The organism is Arthrobacter sp. BB-1 (assembly GCF_006151685.1).
GTDB lineage: Bacteria > Actinomycetota > Actinomycetes > Actinomycetales > Micrococcaceae > Arthrobacter.
On record NZ_VDEV01000025.1, the window covers coordinates 38,984 to 54,291 of the forward strand.

The following is a 15,308-nucleotide window of genomic DNA, read 5'->3' on the forward strand; positions in this document are numbered from 1 at the left end:
CCCGGGCATTGGCCGACGCCGCGCGGCAGCTATGGAGGAAAGATATGACGCTCGAGGAAATAAAGGCGGCCAAGGACCAGATACGTGTTGCCCATCGCCGCCGCCGGGCTTCCCTGACGCTCCAGGAGCGCCAGGACGCGGGGGAAGCCTTGGCGAAGCATGGCGCAGCGTGGGCAGATTCAGTAACCCAGGGGAACGCAGCGACAGTCTGCGCCTACCTCGGCGTCGGGGCGGAACCGCCTACGCTGCCGCTGATCGCGGCCCTCCACGATGCCGGCCACAAGGTCCTCCTTCCCGTCTGCGAACCGGGGCGGGAGCTGAAGTGGGTCTTCTGGACGCCGGGCGTCGACCTGGTGAGGAGCAGCTTTGCCCCCATCCTGGAGCCTGTGGGGACACGGCATGAGATTGAGGTGGCCGGCGAAGCTGCCGCGCTTTTCATCCCTGCCACCGCGATTGATCTTGCAGGCAGCAGGGTGGGCCAGGGCGGCGGTTATTACGACAAGTTCCTGGGCCACCTCGCATCAGCCGGGAAGCATATTCCGCTGGCCGCGGTGATCTACGACGGTGAACTGTTGCCTGCCGGCAGGATTCCTGTAGAGGAATTCGACCGGCCCGTGCCGGGCGTTGTGCTTCCTTCCGGATTCCGGAGCCTAACGGAGGCCGCCTGACCGGGAAGGCCGGCGCAGGAGGATGGTAGAATTAGCACTCAGGCCCTGTGACTGCTAATAGACATCCAGCTGGATGACCGTGCGGCAGTCCGGGACCTCTCGTTTGCCCAAGAGGAGGAGCACCAGTGCCAACGTATGCGTACGCCTGCAAGGATTGCGGCCATGCCTTTGACATCGTCCAGTCGTTCTCGGACAGCTCTCTGACGTCCTGCCCCGAGTGCCAGGGGACCCTGCGCAAGAAGTTCAACAGCGTGGGCGTCGTCTTCAAGGGTTCCGGCTTCTACCGCACGGACTCCCGGGACGCCAAGGGCAGCACGGTATCGGCCGCCCCCGCGGCGCCGCCAGCAACGCCGGCTCCTGCGTCTGCTGCTCCGGCTCCGGCGGCCGCCGCGAGCTGATCCAAGGTTCCTCCGCCCGGGCGGCTGCCTGCGTTTGGACCCGGTTGTCCACATAGCTGCCATGGCTCCTGCCGCGGTCCTCAGATGCGCCCTAGCGTGGGCACATGCCTGCAAACGGACAGCTACGCCTGGTCAGCCCACGCACGCCACACAGACGTGGACTCCCGGGGAAAAAACAGCGCGGTGGCCCCCACGGCAGGGGCCCCGGCGCCGGCCGCAACGCAAGCCGCCGCCCGCCGGCCCGCTTTGCCGGCTGGCTGAGCCGCAACAGGAGGCTGGCGGCCGCGCTGCTCCTGTGCGCCGCAGCCGCCATCACGGTCCAGCAACTTACGCCGGCGCCGGTCTACACCGTCTCCGCCCTGGCCGCCGCCCGGGACCTGCCCGCAGGCACCGCCATGGCGTCCGCTGACCTCGCCTCCGTCCAGGTCCCGCCCGGCATGCTGGCCGACGGATTCCTCCATGAACCGGGCGAGGCGGCAGGGAAGCAACTCGCGGCCCCGCTGCGCAAGGGGCAGCTACTGACGGATGCCCAACTGCTCGGTCCGGGGCTCCTGGCGGGCACTCCACCCGGATCAGCGGCTGTTCCCCTCCGCATGGCGGATCCATCGTCCATCCAGCTCGTTTCCCCCGGTCAGCTCGTGAACGTGGTGCTGACGGCAGCCAGCGGCTACGACCAGCAGGCACCACCGGAGGTCTTGGCTTCTGGCGTGCCTGTGCTGTGGACGTCCGGCCAGGGCGGGCAGGGCGGCCAGGGCGGGCAGGGCGGCCAGTGGCTGGGCACGGCGGAGACTGACGGACTCATCGTGGTGGCAGCCAATGCGGAACAGGCGGCCCGGCTTGCCGGCGCCTCCACCCAGGGGAAGCTCTTTTTCGTCCTGGTGGGGCCGTAGCCCTTGGGTCTGTGGTCCGCGCCAGCGCCGGAGGCGCAGCGCCGGCTTCTTCCACAACGGGCAGGCACTTGCCTCAGCCAGGAGCTAACCTCAGCCCCAGTGGGGAGGTTTCTGTTCCTTCAGCCACGCATCGTGGTCGTCGTCTTCGCGGTCGCCCCAGCCCCGGGGTTCGTCTTCAGCTGCCTTCTTTGGCAGGGCAGGCGCACCGGGCTGGGCGGCCGTGCCGGGCTGGGCAGCCGTGGACCCGCTGCCGGGAACAGCGCCGCGGGCGCCCTCCTCGTCCTGCCCGGGCGCAGGTGCAGCGGCGGCCTGCCCGCTGTCCGAAGCGTCGTTGTCCTGGTGGTCCGGCGCCATGGCACCCGCCTCCTTGCTGTCCGGGCCTTCGGCCTGCATTGGTTCATGGTTCGATGCCGTGTGCCGGGACACGGCATCTATTCCGTTGAGGGCCTGGTCCACGTCGTCGTCCAGGAAGGCGATGGATGTGGCCGTTCGCCCGGAGAGCGCATTTTTTTCGAGGCCAAGGTACCCTGCGATGCGGTCGGCGCAGGCGGACGGATCAGTGAACACCTCGATGGTCCACAGCGGCATGTAGCGCCAGCCAAGGCGCTCCAGCAGCTGGGGACGCAGCCGGCTGCGCTCCCGGACGCTCAGGGCACGGTACTGTTCGGTGCCGTCCGATTCGATCGCCACCGGCCATGGGAGGTCTGCGTCCTCCTGGCCCATGGTGCTCAGCGGATCGGCGGCCGCCACGACGTCGATGGCGCCATCGTACTGGTGCCACACCCGGGCGCCGCGGGCGCGCAGGCGGTCGCCGAGATCAGCCACCAGCGGATCGGCTCCGAGTGCCTGCTCGCTTGCCGCGGCGCGCGAAGCCGGAGTTCCGAGGTCCGTGTTTCCCGCGATTTCACGGTCAAGGAGGGCGTACAGGTCCACCGCACCGTGCGTCAGCCTGGTCTGGTCCAGGTCCTCCGGCCGGAAGCACGTGAGAACATGCATCGACCTGCGGGCGCGGGTCATGGCCAGGGCGAACTTCTCCCGGCCGCCTTCGGCAGAGAGGGGCCCGAAGTTGTGCAGGGCGCGTCCGTGGGGTGTCCGGCCAAAGCCGGGCGAGAAGATGACATGGTCGCGCACCAGCCCCTGGGCCCGTTCAAGGTCAACAACACGGAAGGACTCCGGACCGGCCCCGAAGAAGCCCGCCAGGGCCGGGTAGTTGGGCAGCTGGAGCCGGATGGATTCCCCGATCCTGGCCGCGTGGCGGAGGCTGGCCGTGACCACGGCCAGCGACGTACGCGGACGCAGCCGGGCGTGCTCGAAGACCAGATGGACCACCCGGTTGACTTCCGCCACCACGGATTCCACGCCTTCGTGGTCCGCACTGGGCAACCCGGTGCCGTCCGGAAGGTATTCCACCAGCAGGGACCGGTCCAGTCCGGTGGCGGACTGCCCTTCCGGGAGCCGGCGGAGGCCGCCGTCGTAAAAGTTCTTGCTCAGCTGGAGGACGAGGTCCTCGTCCACCGCCCGATAGACAAAGTTGAGCCTCCACACCGGAAGGACCTTGGACAGGGCACCGAAGGCGCTCTCCACCCGCTGGTGCGCCGATTCGCCCGGTGCCAGGCGCTCAACGCCTACCGTGAAAGTGCGGGGGCTGGCAATCCGGGAATCGCCGAAGGCAATGACTTGCCGGGCACGGGCGATGGACGGAAGCACGGCCTGCAGCGAGGTCGCCTCCGCGTCCAGGATGACTACCGCGTCAAACCGCTGTTCCGCCGGCAGCAGGCCGGTCATGAGATAGGGGCTCACGGACCAGACCGGAACCAGCGTTCCGATCAGTTCAGGTGCCTGCGCCGTCAGCGACGGCAGCGACACCCTCCCGTCCTTGAGCAGGCTCCGGAGGAGGTCAGCCTGGCGGGGATGGGCTGCAATGGCGCTGCGCCACCGCTCGGCAAGGTCCCAGCGGAGGCGGGCGGCGCCGCTGGCGATGTGGGCATTGTCCGCGAGGCGGTACTCGGCCTCCAGCTTCCGCAGCGCGTCGCCATCGGACATGGCCAGGTAGTCGTCGCCGCTGATCATGGCCTCAAGGGCTGACTGCCACCATGCCAGCTCAAGTTCGGCCGCCACGGAGCTGGCGGGAACCTCGCGCTCCGCGAGGTCGGCCAGCAGCTCGCCGAGCCCGTGCTCGCGCATGTTCTCGACGAGCAGGGTGCGCTCGGGCAGTGTCTTCAGCGTGTCGGTGTCCGCCACCAGCCGTTCAAGGCGCTCCATGAGTTCCTCGTACCGGACGGCTGCCAGGGAACCGCCGGCCGCCGTGTGGCGCAGGGCCTCGCCCAGGCGGGCAAGGTCGCTGTCCAGCGAGCGGTACATGGCGTTCATCTCGGCGAGCCCGGACGGCACGGCGGGATGCCGCTGCGTGGTGGCATAACCCGCCCACAGCGCCCGCTGCTCCTGTACCAGCAGGAGGGACGTGTGCAGGTCGGCGATGTGGACCCCGGGCCTGACATACTCCTTCGCGACCCTCCGCAGCCTTGAGCGCTGCATGGAGGTCATCTCGATGCCGCGCTCCTTGCGCCAGGCCGACGGCGCGGTGGCCGAAATGAGGTCCGTCACGGGGCGGTCGAAAATGTCCGGCGTGAACTTGTCCAGGCTGCCCCGCACCGCCACCAGGAGCTCGAGCTGTTCACCCCATTCAGCGAAGGAGGCTCCCAGCCGGATTTCCGCATGTTCAGCCACGGCTTCCATGCGGTCGCGGAGGGCCGGCAGGCTCTTTTCCACCGAGCGGACAAGCTCCTGTGCTTCCTCGGTCTCTTTCCGCGTCAGCAGCCGGGCACCGTGCCACGGGCTGGCGGTGGAGGCCTTGCTGAAGCTTCCCAGCTCAGCTGCCCGGCGGAGCCTCCCCGCAAGCTCGTCACGGTCCCGGATGCTGTCCAGGACGCTCCGCTTCAGCCGCACAGTGGTGGCCGGGGCGGGGTGGATCGAGGTGAGCTCCGCCAGCGACTGCATGGCCTGGTATGGGGAGCAGCCCCACCGCTGCCGGACGTTGTGGAGCGATGCCACATGGTCCATCAGCGCGTGGCGGTGCTCAGTCAGCGTGTTGTGCAGGTTCCCCAGCTGGGGTTCCAGCGACTTTTCGTTGCGGACGATGGCACGGACCAGCTGCGCCTTGAGCTGCTGGGCGGTGACGTTCCCGGACAGCTGGAAGAGGATGGACTCCAGGCCCAGGCCCTCAAGCTGGCCGGACACTTCGTTGAGGCTGGCGCGGCGGTCCCCCACCACCAGGACGGTCTTGCCGGCATCCACCAGTGCGCCGATGGTGTTGATGGCGGTCTGGGTCTGGCCGGTGCCCGGCGGGGTCCTGACCACCAGGGAATCACCGGCACGGGCAGCGTCAATGACGTACTGCTGGTCCGTGTCCGCGTCCAGCAGGAGCAGTTCGTCCTTCGGGTGCCTGCTGTCCAGCGGAGGAAACCGTGAGGGGTCCGGCTCCTCGACGTCCACCACTTCGCCTCCGCCGGCGGTGGCCAGCGCGGAAATGAGCGGGTTGGAGTCATTGATCCACGGGTCGTCCAGGTTGCCGGACAGGTCCGCGAACGTGGAAACCAGCAGGTTGTGCTGCGCCTCGGCGCCGTGAATAGGCCTGATCAGCGTGCCCAGCCGGTCCAGGACGGGCTGGGGATCAAAGCGGGCCGTGCTGTAGGCGAGCCGCGTGACGGCGTTGACGTCAAAAACAATGCCATGGATGTTTTTCAGGTGCCGCACCAGGGCGGGGTTGATGTGCGCCTGCTCGGTCAGCTGGAGTTCGTAGTCGTCCTCCCCCGGCCGGACGGTGAGCGAAATGGCGGTGAGCATGACCGGGGCCGAGACGCGCTGGGGCTTGCCGCCGACGGCCGACGTCCACACCACGGTGCCTGCGGAGAGATAGCCGGCGTCAATGCCGCGCTCGTTGGACAGCTCGAAGATCTTGGACCGGATGTTCCGGGATGCCCTGGCCGCGACGACGTACTGCTGGCGGTCCCGGATCAGGGTGGACAGCCGCGTCTTGCGGCCCGCCATAAGCTGGGCCAGCCCTGACGGATGGGCGTGCGTCAGGTCGATGGAGCCCTCGGGCGTCTTGGTGAAGCGCAGCATGGTGTCTGCCCCGGTGACGGGTTTAAGCCCGGACAGCCATTTGCGGAGCTCCTCGGAGCCCTCCGGGTGGCCTTGACCAACTGACACTACTGCCTTCTTTTCTGCGCTTGCACGTGACGTCCTGGACCATACGGGCATAGGTTCGAGAGTAGCCGCTCAGGCGGCGGGACTGAGAGACCGCAACACTGCAAAGCCCGAAATTCCGGAGGATTTCACCCCGGAACACCAGTGGCCGGCCTCCATTGACGGAGGCCGGCCACTCAGGATGCTATTCCCACTCGATGGTTCCCGGCGGCTTGCTGGTGACGTCGAGCACCACGCGGTTGACGCCCTCCACCTCGTTGGTGATGCGGTTGGAGATCCTGGCCAGCAGTTCGTACGGAAGCCGTGACCAGTCCGCCGTCATGGCGTCCTCAGAGGAGACGGGGCGGAGCACGATGGGGTGGCCGTAAGTGCGGCCGTCGCCCATGACTCCAACGCTGCGCACATCGGCCAGCAGCACCACGGGCATCTGCCAGACCTCGTTGTCCAGGCCCGCGGCAGTGAGCTCGGCACGGGCGATGGCGTCCGCCTTGCGCAGCAGGTCAAGGCGTTCCTTGGTGACCTCGCCGACGATCCGGATTCCAAGTCCAGGCCCCGGGAAGGGCTGGCGCCCCACAATCTCCTGCGGCAGGCCCAGCTGGGCGCCCACGGCACGGACCTCGTCCTTGAAGAGTGCCCGGAGCGGTTCCACGAGCTCGAACTGCAGGTCCTCGGGCAGGCCGCCCACGTTGTGGTGGCTCTTGATGTTCGCTGCGCCCTCGCCGCCGCCGGATTCGACAACGTCCGGGTAGAGGGTGCCCTGCACCAGGAACTTGATCTTCTCGCCGTGGGCGGCGGCCTCGGCGATGATGGCCAGCTCGGCTTCCTCGAACGCGCGGATGAACTCGCGGCCGATGATCTTGCGCTTCGTTTCGGGATCGCTGACACCGGCAAGCGCGGACAGGAAGCGCTCCTGCTCGTTGGCGACATACAGCTTCACGCCGGTGGCGGCAACGAAGTCGCGCTCAACCTGCTCGGCTTCGCCTTCGCGCAGCAGGCCGTGGTCCACGAACACACAGGTCAGCTGGTCACCGACAGCGCGCTGCACCAGGGCAGCCGCGACGGCGGAGTCCACGCCGCCGGAGAGGCCGCAGATCACCCGTGCGTCGCCGATCTGCTTCCGGATCCGCTCCACCTGTTCCTCCAGGATGTTGCCCGTGGTCCAGTTGGGCTCGATCCGGGCGCCCTTGAAGAGGAAGTTTTCCAGGACCTGCTGGCCGTAGGCGGAGTGCTTGACCTCGGGGTGCCACTGCACGCCGAACAGGCCCTTCTCCTCGTTGGCGAAGGCAGCCACCTCAGCGCCCGCCGTCGTCGCCAGCACTTCGAAGCCCTCAGGGGCCTCGTGCACGGAGTCGCCGTGGCTCATCCAGGTGTTCTGGTGCTGCGGCATGCCCTCCAGGACCGAGCGGCCTTCGCCGATGATGGTGGTCTGGGTGGAGCCGTACTCCCGCAGCCCGGTCTTGTCCACCTTGCCGCCCAGGGCGTTGGCCATGGCCTGGAAGCCGTAGCAGATGCCGAAGACCGGGACCCCGGCCTCGAAGAGGTCGGCCCCGACGCTCGGGGCACCGTCCGCGTAAACGCTGGACGGGCCGCCGGACAGGATGATGGCGGCGGGGTTCTTGGCCAGGAGCTGCTCGGTGGTGTACGTATGCGGAACCACTTCCGAATACACGTTCGCTTCCCGGACGCGGCGGGCAATCAGCTGCGCGTACTGGGCACCGTAGTCAACAACCAGCACCGGCTTCTGGGAAGTCTGGGATGCAGTGGGAGTAGTCACCGTCATAGCCTACTTTGCGCCGTTGCGCCGGCGCACCTTGAGAAGCGGTGCTGTGACGCAGCAGACTCCCCCGGCGGGCATCGCCGGGCAAGCGCTGGTCAGTAGCGCTGGGGGGCCTGCGGGTTGGCGGCAAGCTCGGCCTCAACCTCCGCGTGGACCTTCTTTTCCACAATGAAGGAAAGGAAAGGGACCACGCCGCCCAGTGCCAGCAGGATCAGCTTGAGGAACGGCCAGCGCATCAGGGACCAGAGCCGGAAGTTCGAGATCAGGTAGACGACGTACATCCAGCCGTGCACGATCAGGACGGCCACGGACAGGTTCACTCCGCCCAGAACCCCGGGGGGCTCCGCGTCAGCGAAGCCAAAGCCGAAAGGCTGGCCGGTGACGGCGTTGGTGCCGCCGGCGAACAGGTACTGCCCGAAGCCGTACCGGGCGGCCAGTTCCGCGCAGAGGAGCAGCAGCATGGTGCCGGTGAGGTACGCGAGCACTTTGTAGAACTTCAGGGCCGAGCGGATCTGGGCTTCCGTGCCGCCGAAGCGCCGCTTCTTGCCGGGGGGCTTCCCTGCAGTGTTGGTGCCTGCGTTGGTGCCGGCGGCGGGAGTGGCCGGTTTTGGATCAATCATGGCTGTACCTTTTGCTGGTTCTGTTCAGGATGCTCGGGTTGTTCAGGGAGAGGGTGGTCGCCATCATGATCGAGGGCCTCCTCAAGGTCCCGGTGGTAGTCGTCCTTGACCAGGCGCCACCAGATGAAGAGGGCAAAGCCGGCGAAGACCACCCATTCGAGGGAATAGAAGAGGTTGAGCCAGTTGATCTGCTGGGCGGGCGGCTGCGGGCCGATATCCAGGGGAAGGAGTCCGCCGGGCACGGCGGCCGGGCTGACGTCCTCGCCGCCGGCTAGTTCAGCAGTGGCAGCGACGAAGCCCGGGTAACTGCTGACTTCCCAGTAATTGATCAGCTCAGCCACGGACACTGCGGTGGCTTCGCCCGGCCGGGGTGCCGTTCCCGGCACAGGTGCCTCGGACGGCAGGAGCCGCCCCGTCAGTTCGAGGACGCCCGACGGCGGCGCCGGGACGTCTGCGGGGTCCGCCACCCATCCGCGGGCCACGGGAATCCACGTCTGGGGTGAGGCGGCAACGCCGCTCAGGGTGGGGGCGCCGGAGACGGCGAAGGCGGTAACTACCCAGTAGCCCGGCTTGCCGTCATGCAGCCGGCCGGGGACCAGGAGCTGTTTTGCGGGGTCATAGGACCCCTGCGCCGAGACCATCTGGTCGGCATCGGTCCCGTGGAAGAACTCGCCGGGCCGGAGGGTGTCCGTCAGTGGCTTGACCTGTTCAGTGGCAGGGTTGGCGGGGATTTCCGGCCGCGTGGACCGCCCGAACTGCCATTGGCTCAGCAGCACGAAGACCCCGGAGATGGCGATCGCGAAGACAAAACCGGCGATCCATCGGGGCTTAAGGGCTGTTTTCCACACGTCTTAACCGTACTTCGTACCGCTGTAGAACAACTAAACGCCGGAGCTGCTGCTCAGTGATCGAAGAACACCAGGCTCGAGTTGATGAGCTCCGCAATCACCTCGGGATCGTAGGCCCGGCGCAGCGATTCCCTGAACGACTCCTTGGACAGCGACCGGGCCAGCGTTGCGAGGACCTCAAGGTGGTCCGAGAAGGAACTGGCGGGGGTGGCGATCAGCAGGATCACCGTGGCAGGGCCATCGGCGGCGCCAAAATCCAAGGCATGCCCGTATTTGGCGATGCCCACGGCGATGGAGGTCTGGGAGACGAACTCGCTGCGCGCATGCGGCAGGCCGATGCCGCCCGGGAGTCCTGTGGCCAGCTGGTGCTCCCGGGCATTCACATGCTTGAGGAACCCGTCCAGGTCCGAGATGCGCCCGGCGGCGTACATCCGCTTGGCGAGCTGAGTGGCGGCGTCGGCCTTGTCCGTTGCCTCCAGCTCCAGGATCACCATTTCGGGAGTGGTGAGCTCGGCGTCGTACCGGTCTAGTGGTTCCGCCAAGGCGTATCCCTTCGGTCAGGAGTGCTGTTGCCGTGAATCCCTCAGCGCAAGGGCACGATGTCTTCCACGCCCAGGCGGGCGGCGTCTGCGGATTCGTCGTCCGGCTGTTGCTGGCTGAGGCGTTCGGCCTCCACCCGTGCGATGTAGTGCCGGACCTCGTTTTCGCGCTGTGCGTCACTCCAGCCAAGAACGTCACCCATTAGTTTAGCGACAACCGGCACCGCGGACACGCCGCGGTCCCACGCCTCGATGGAAATCCGTGTCCTCCGGGTCAGGACGTCGTGCACATGCCGCGCGCCCTCGTGGGTGGCGGCGTACACGGCCTCGGCCTGGAGGTAGTCGTCAGCGCCGGGAATCGGCTCAGCCAGGGCCGGATTCTCTTCGATGATGGCCAGCACCTCGTCGGTCATGGAGCCATACCGGTTCAGCAGGTGCTCAACGCGGGCCACATGCACTCCGGATTCCTCCGCGGTCCGGTTGCGCCGGTTCCATGCCGCCCGGAAGCCGCTTGCGCCCAACAGCGGGATGGTTTCCGTGCAGCTGGGCGGAACCCGCTCGTCCATGGTGCGGGTAGCTTCATCCACCGCGTCCTTGGCCATCACGCGGTAGGTGGTCCACTTGCCCCCGGCCACCACCACAAGGCCCGGAACGGGATGGGCCACCACGTGCTCACGGGACAGCTTGGCAGTGGAGTCGTTTTCGCCGGCGAGGAGGGGACGCAGGCCGGCGTAGACGCCCTCCACATCCTCCCGGGTCAGCGGCCGCTTGAGGACCTTGTTGACGTGTTCCAGGATGTAGTCGATGTCCTTGCTGGAGGCGGCCGGGTGGGCCTTGTCCAGGTTCCAGTCGGTGTCCGTGGTGCCGATGATCCAGTGCCGGCCCCAGGGAATGACGAACAGCACCGATTTCTCGGTGCGCAGGATCAGCCCCACCGTTGACTGGAACCGGTCGCGCGGCACCACCAGGTGGATGCCCTTGGAGGCACGCACCTTCAGCTGGCCCCGGTCGGTCACCATGGCCTGCGTTTCGTCCGTCCAGACGCCCGTGGCGTTGATGACCTGCTTGGCTTTGATGTTGAACTGCGTGCCGTCCTCGTGGTTGACCACCTTGGCCCCCACTACCCGTTCGCCCTCGCGGAGGAAATCCACCACTTTCATCTGGTTGACGGCGTGGGCGCCGTAGTAGGCGGCAGTCCGCACCAAATTGGCGCAGTATTTGGCGTCGTCCACCTGGCCGTCGTAGTAGCGGATGGAGCCCACGAAGGCGTCGTTCTTGAGGCTGGGGGCGGCGCGCAGGGTGCCACGTCGGGTGAGGTGCTTGTGGAACGGCACTCCCCTGCTGTGCCCGCTGGAGATGGACATGACGTCGTACAGTGCGATGCCGGCACCCACGTAGGGGCGCTCGATGAAGGGCTTGGTCAGCGGGTACAGGAAAGGCACCGGCCGGGCCAGGTGCGGCGCCAGTTCCGAGAGCAGCAGGCCCCGCTCCTGCAGGGCCTCCTTCACCAGGCCGAAATCAAGCATCTCCAGGTAGCGGAGGCCGCCATGGATGAGCTTCGAGGACCGGGAGGACGTGCCTGCCGCCCAGTCGCTCGCCTCAACGATGCCCACCGTCAGGCCGCGGGTGACGGCGTCCAGGGCGGCTCCGGTGCCCACGATTCCGCCGCCGACAATGAGGATGTCCAGCTCCTGGCCGGGCTCCGACGTGGCGCGCAGCCGTTGGATGGATGCTTCCCTGGCTTCCGGGCCGAGGGCCCCGCCGTTAACAGGAAATCTCTTCATTGAACGCCTCCAGTGCCTCTTGTGCCGGTAGTAAAACCACCCTACTTGCTGGCGGCACGCTTGGGCAGGCGTCCGTCAGTTTCCGGCGTAAGGGGAAACCACGACGTCGACCCGCTGGAATTCCTTCAGGTCAGAGTAGCCGGTGGTCGCCATGGAGCGGCGCAGCGCACCGATGAGGTTCGAGGTGCCGTTGGTGTGGTGTCCCGGCCCGAACAAGACTTCCTCCAGCGGGCCCACGGTGCCCACGTTGGCGCGGTCGCCGCGGGGCAGTTCGAGGTGGTGGGCTTCCTGGCCCCAGTGCCAGCCCTTGCCGGGCGCCTCCTCCGCCCGTGCCAGCGCGCTGCCGAGCATCACGGCGTCGGCGCCCATCGCGATGGCCTTGACGATGTCACCCGAGGTGCCCATGCCGCCGTCGGCAATCACGTGGACGTAGCGGCCGCCGGACTCATCCATGTAGTCGCGGCGGGCGGCAGCGACGTCGGAAATGGCGGAGGCCATGGGCGAGTGGATGCCCAATGCGCGGCGGGTGGTGGTGGTGGCCCCGCCGCCGAAGCCAACCAGGACGCCGGCGGCGCCGGTGCGCATGAGGTGCAGGGCGGGCGTGTAGCCGGCGGCGCCGCCCACGATGACGGGGACGTCCAGTTCGTAGATGAACTGCTTGAGGTTGAGCGGCTCGTGGTCCTTGGAGACGTGCTCGGCGGAGACGGTGGTGCCGCGGATGACGAAGATGTCCACGCCGGCAGCGAGGACGGTCTTGTAGTGCTCCTGGGTGCGCTGCGGGGTGAGCGATCCCGCCACCGTCACGCCGGCCTCCCGGATTTCGGCGAGGCGGGAGGTGATCAGCTCAGGCTGGATGGGCGCCTGGTACAGCTCCTGCATGCGGCCGGTCACGGCGGGGCTGTTGGTTTCGTCCTCCAGCGCTCCGATCTCGTCCAGGATGGGCTGCGGGTCCTCGTAGCGGGTCCACAGGCCTTCGAGGTCCAGGACACCGAGGCCGCCGAGCTTGCCGAGGGCAATGGCCGTAGCCGGGGACATCGCCGAGTCCATCGGGGCGGCGATCACCGGCATGTCGAACTGGTAGGCGTCGATCTGCCAGGAGACGGAGACGTCCTTCGGGTCGCGGGTGCGACGGTTGGGGACGATTGCTATGTCATCCAGGGAGTAGGCACGACGCCCACGCTTGCCACGGCCGATCTCGATCTCGTAAGTCACTGCTCTAGGTTATCCCAGCCGCTGCGGTGTCCTTGGCTAGAGTGGCACGGTGGGCAGACGCTGGATCTTTGATGGACACATTGCGGGCCTGGGCACCTCCTCCGGGCTGCGTGCGGTGGTGGGCCTCTGGCAACAGTCCCCGTTCGGCGCGTTTTCCGACGTGATGCTCCAGCAGCCGTCCGGGCGGCGGCTGCTGCTGGCGCCCACCGCAGAGGTGGCGGACTTCATCTCCGGCACCTACGCGTTCGACGACGTTGTGCTGGTCGGCGTGTCCGCCCGGTTGGAGCGGGGCTCATTGAGGGTCGACGCCGGCCCGCTCGCCGTGAGCGCCGGCATCGGCAGCCGGACCTTCCTGGGCCGCGGGCTGCGGGCGGTTCCCCGGCCCCTCGCCGTCCATCCCCGCTGGCTGGGGGCGGTCAGTCCTGTCGCGGGGCTGCTCAGCGGCGGCTCCCGGACCGCCGGAACGGCCGGAAGCGGCCGCCGGGAGTACTACGGGGTGAGCGACCTCCACAACATCACGTCCGCCGTCGTCAGCTGGAACGGCACGGACGCCGGCGCACTGGCGCCCATCCGCCCCGCCGTGACGTTCGGTTTCAGCAGTGTTCCGCCCCAGCCAAGCCTCGCCCGGGTCCGGACGACCATCCTGCAAACTGGTGGCAGCGGGGACAACTCCCCATCGCGGCGGTCCCAGGAGTGACGTAGGTTTTGCTGTGGGGTCTTTGGACTGTGGCAACAACATTGGGGGCAAACTGTGGCGCCAGGAATATATGGGGCTGACATCGATCAGCTGCGGACGCTGTCCCGGTCACTGGCAACATCCGGGTCGAGCCTGAAGGGTGTGGAATCGACCGTGAATGCGCTGGTGCAGTGCGCTGCCTGGAAGGGCACCGACGGCGACAGGTTCCGCAGCGAATGGTCCTCCACCCTCCGTCCCATGCTCAACAAAACGTCGGAGTCCCTGCAAAACCAGTCTTCAGCGTTGTTGAAACACGCTGACGAACAGGAAACCGCCAGCAACCAGGGCGGCGCTGGTTCTTCACCCGCCTCCGGGAACGGGACCAGCACAAATCCCGCGGGTTCCGCCCCGGAAGGCGGGTGGGGTGATGCGTTCACGGACCCGGACTATCAGCATGCTCCCTCCGGCATCGAGTGGCTCCTCGAAAAAATCGGAGTTGACGACGGCAGCGCGGCATCAGGAATTGCTGCGGCCATGGTGTTTGTTGCCGACAAATTCAACTGGAACCTGGAGCTCGCGCAGGTCCAGCCGGGCGTCAGTAAATTCTTCGACTTCATGAAGGGCACCGGGAAGGTGCTGGGCGTCCTGGGCGGGGCAACCGGTGTCCTGGACGTCCTCTCCGGAATCGATGGAAAGGACCCCTTCAGGATCGCGGACGGCCTCATTGGTGGCGGCCTCTCCGTGGCTGCCGTTGTTGCGACAGGGACCATTGTGGGAGCACCTGCCGGTGTAGTCCTGGGCGGACTTGCCCTCGGCTGGGGACTCCTGGGAATGATGTCGGGGGATGTTCCGGTCACCAAGCGGATCTGGGACTTCGGCGCAGGAGTGGTAGGCGCCGCCAAGGATGTGGCCTCCGGCGCCCAGGACGCCCTTGGATGGGTGGGCGGTAAGCTCGGTTTCGGCTGAGGCCGAGCCTGGACCAACCCGGCAACCTGATCCTGTGAGGAAACAATGACAGACCCCAGCAGTACGGAAACGGAGACCGGCTCCGCCACACCCGCCTACCGGATCACGAGCCACGAAATCCTTACGCTGCTCGCCTTCGTGCCCGGGGCCGGAACTTCACTGACCCGCCGGGTCCTTGGGCTGGCCGAACTTGCTGATGACCACGATCTTGTCCGTGCCGGCCTGGGAACACTGAACGTCAGGGACATGCTGGAGATCAACGGCGAGGAAGTGTCCCTCCGGGGGGAGGCCAAGGTTCTTGCGCAGATCTTCAGCACATCATCACAGTGGTACGACGTGACCCGGATTGGTCCCGGGTACACGTCCCCGAGCTACCTGGTGGGCTCCCCCGCCGGCCGCGCGGCTGTGTTCCTCCGACCCCTCAGCGAGTATTTGTGCCTTCCGCTCCGGGAGGACGTGGAATTGCTGGACTTCGTCCAGGCCCAGGTGGATGAAGCGGCAGCAGCCCTGGGGAACCAGGGCGGCGGCATCGTGAGCTCAAGGCGGTACAGCGCCGAAACAGCCGACCCCGTCATTGCCAACATCAAGGTCCTGGAGGACGGCACACTTCAGCTTGCCTCGGCGCCACTGGACGAGGACGGACAACTCGGAGTCCGGGACCTGGATGAGGCCCAGCAGCCCGGCCTGGCCGTGCGGGCGCTGCTGGCGGCCCCGGCATGAGGAA

The 15,308-nt window shown here is 67.3% G+C and carries 13 protein-coding genes; 6 read left to right on the plus strand and 7 right to left on the minus strand.

All coding sequences use genetic code 11. From position 1 onward, the window contains the following. Positions 1-44: 44 nt before the first annotated feature. The 3 genes from FHJ30_RS13880 to FHJ30_RS13890 all read left to right on the plus strand — a co-directional run bounded on the left by FHJ30_RS13880 (position 45) and on the right by FHJ30_RS13890 (position 1,956). Positions 45-668 carry a 5-formyltetrahydrofolate cyclo-ligase gene (locus FHJ30_RS13880; protein WP_139029863.1) on the plus strand — a complete coding sequence of 208 codons (624 nt, stop codon included), beginning with the start codon at positions 45-47 and terminating at the stop codon, positions 666-668. 125 nt (positions 669-793) lie between these two features. Further along, positions 794-1,066: an FmdB family zinc ribbon protein gene (locus FHJ30_RS13885; protein ID WP_139029864.1), complete on the plus strand. Its 273-nt coding sequence runs from the start codon at positions 794-796 to the stop codon at positions 1,064-1,066. 104 nt (positions 1,067-1,170) lie between these two features. Then, the gene (locus FHJ30_RS13890) at positions 1,171-1,956 is read left to right on the plus strand and encodes an RcpC/CpaB family pilus assembly protein (RefSeq protein WP_139029865.1); all 786 of its coding nucleotides are present in this window, start codon (positions 1,171-1,173) and stop codon (positions 1,954-1,956) included. Positions 1,957-2,046: 90 nt separating this feature from the next. Here FHJ30_RS13890 and FHJ30_RS13895 read toward each other — a convergent pair whose 3' ends face one another. The 7 genes from FHJ30_RS13895 to FHJ30_RS13925 all read right to left on the minus strand — a co-directional run bounded on the left by FHJ30_RS13895 (position 2,047) and on the right by FHJ30_RS13925 (position 12,942). Then, positions 2,047-6,216, minus strand: coding sequence for a DUF4011 domain-containing protein (locus FHJ30_RS13895; RefSeq protein ID WP_139029866.1), 4,170 nt, complete (start codon positions 6,214-6,216; stop codon positions 2,047-2,049). A gap of 130 nt (positions 6,217-6,346) precedes the next feature. Then, positions 6,347-7,942, minus strand: coding sequence for a glutamine-hydrolyzing GMP synthase (gene guaA, locus FHJ30_RS13900; RefSeq protein WP_157241662.1), 1,596 nt, complete (start codon positions 7,940-7,942; stop codon positions 6,347-6,349). A gap of 92 nt (positions 7,943-8,034) precedes the next feature. Next, positions 8,035-8,559, minus strand: coding sequence for a DUF3817 domain-containing protein (locus FHJ30_RS13905; RefSeq protein WP_139029868.1), 525 nt, complete (start codon positions 8,557-8,559; stop codon positions 8,035-8,037). After that, positions 8,556-9,407 carry an SURF1 family protein gene (locus FHJ30_RS13910; RefSeq protein ID WP_139029869.1) on the minus strand — a complete coding sequence of 284 codons (852 nt, stop codon included), beginning with the start codon at positions 9,405-9,407 and terminating at the stop codon, positions 8,556-8,558. Before FHJ30_RS13910 ends, FHJ30_RS13905 begins: the two co-directional genes overlap by 4 nt. Positions 9,408-9,460: 53 nt before the next feature. Further along, the gene (locus FHJ30_RS13915) at positions 9,461-9,949 is read right to left on the minus strand and encodes a PTS sugar transporter subunit IIA (protein ID WP_139029870.1); all 489 of its coding nucleotides are present in this window, start codon (positions 9,947-9,949) and stop codon (positions 9,461-9,463) included. Between the two features lie 41 nt (positions 9,950-9,990). Then, complete coding sequence (locus FHJ30_RS13920; RefSeq protein WP_139029871.1) at positions 9,991-11,730, minus strand: glycerol-3-phosphate dehydrogenase/oxidase; 1,740 nt, start codon at positions 11,728-11,730, stop codon at positions 9,991-9,993. A 75-nt stretch (positions 11,731-11,805) separates the two neighbouring features. Further along, on the minus strand, positions 11,806-12,942 hold the full coding sequence (locus tag FHJ30_RS13925) for a GuaB3 family IMP dehydrogenase-related protein (RefSeq protein ID WP_139029872.1): 1,137 nt from the start codon (positions 12,940-12,942) through the stop codon (positions 11,806-11,808). Between the two features lie 49 nt (positions 12,943-12,991). On the opposite strand from FHJ30_RS13925, the gene FHJ30_RS13930 reads away from it, so the two are divergent. The 3 genes from FHJ30_RS13930 to FHJ30_RS13940 all read left to right on the plus strand — a co-directional run bounded on the left by FHJ30_RS13930 (position 12,992) and on the right by FHJ30_RS13940 (position 15,304). Next, positions 12,992-13,639: a hypothetical protein gene (locus tag FHJ30_RS13930; protein WP_139029873.1), complete on the plus strand. Its 648-nt coding sequence runs from the start codon at positions 12,992-12,994 to the stop codon at positions 13,637-13,639. A 141-nt stretch (positions 13,640-13,780) separates the two neighbouring features. Continuing rightward, positions 13,781-14,584: a hypothetical protein gene (locus FHJ30_RS13935; RefSeq protein WP_139029874.1), complete on the plus strand. Its 804-nt coding sequence runs from the start codon at positions 13,781-13,783 to the stop codon at positions 14,582-14,584. A 45-nt stretch (positions 14,585-14,629) separates the two neighbouring features. Then, positions 14,630-15,304, plus strand: coding sequence for a hypothetical protein (locus FHJ30_RS13940; protein WP_139029875.1), 675 nt, complete (start codon positions 14,630-14,632; stop codon positions 15,302-15,304). Positions 15,305-15,308: the final 4 nt, after the last annotated feature.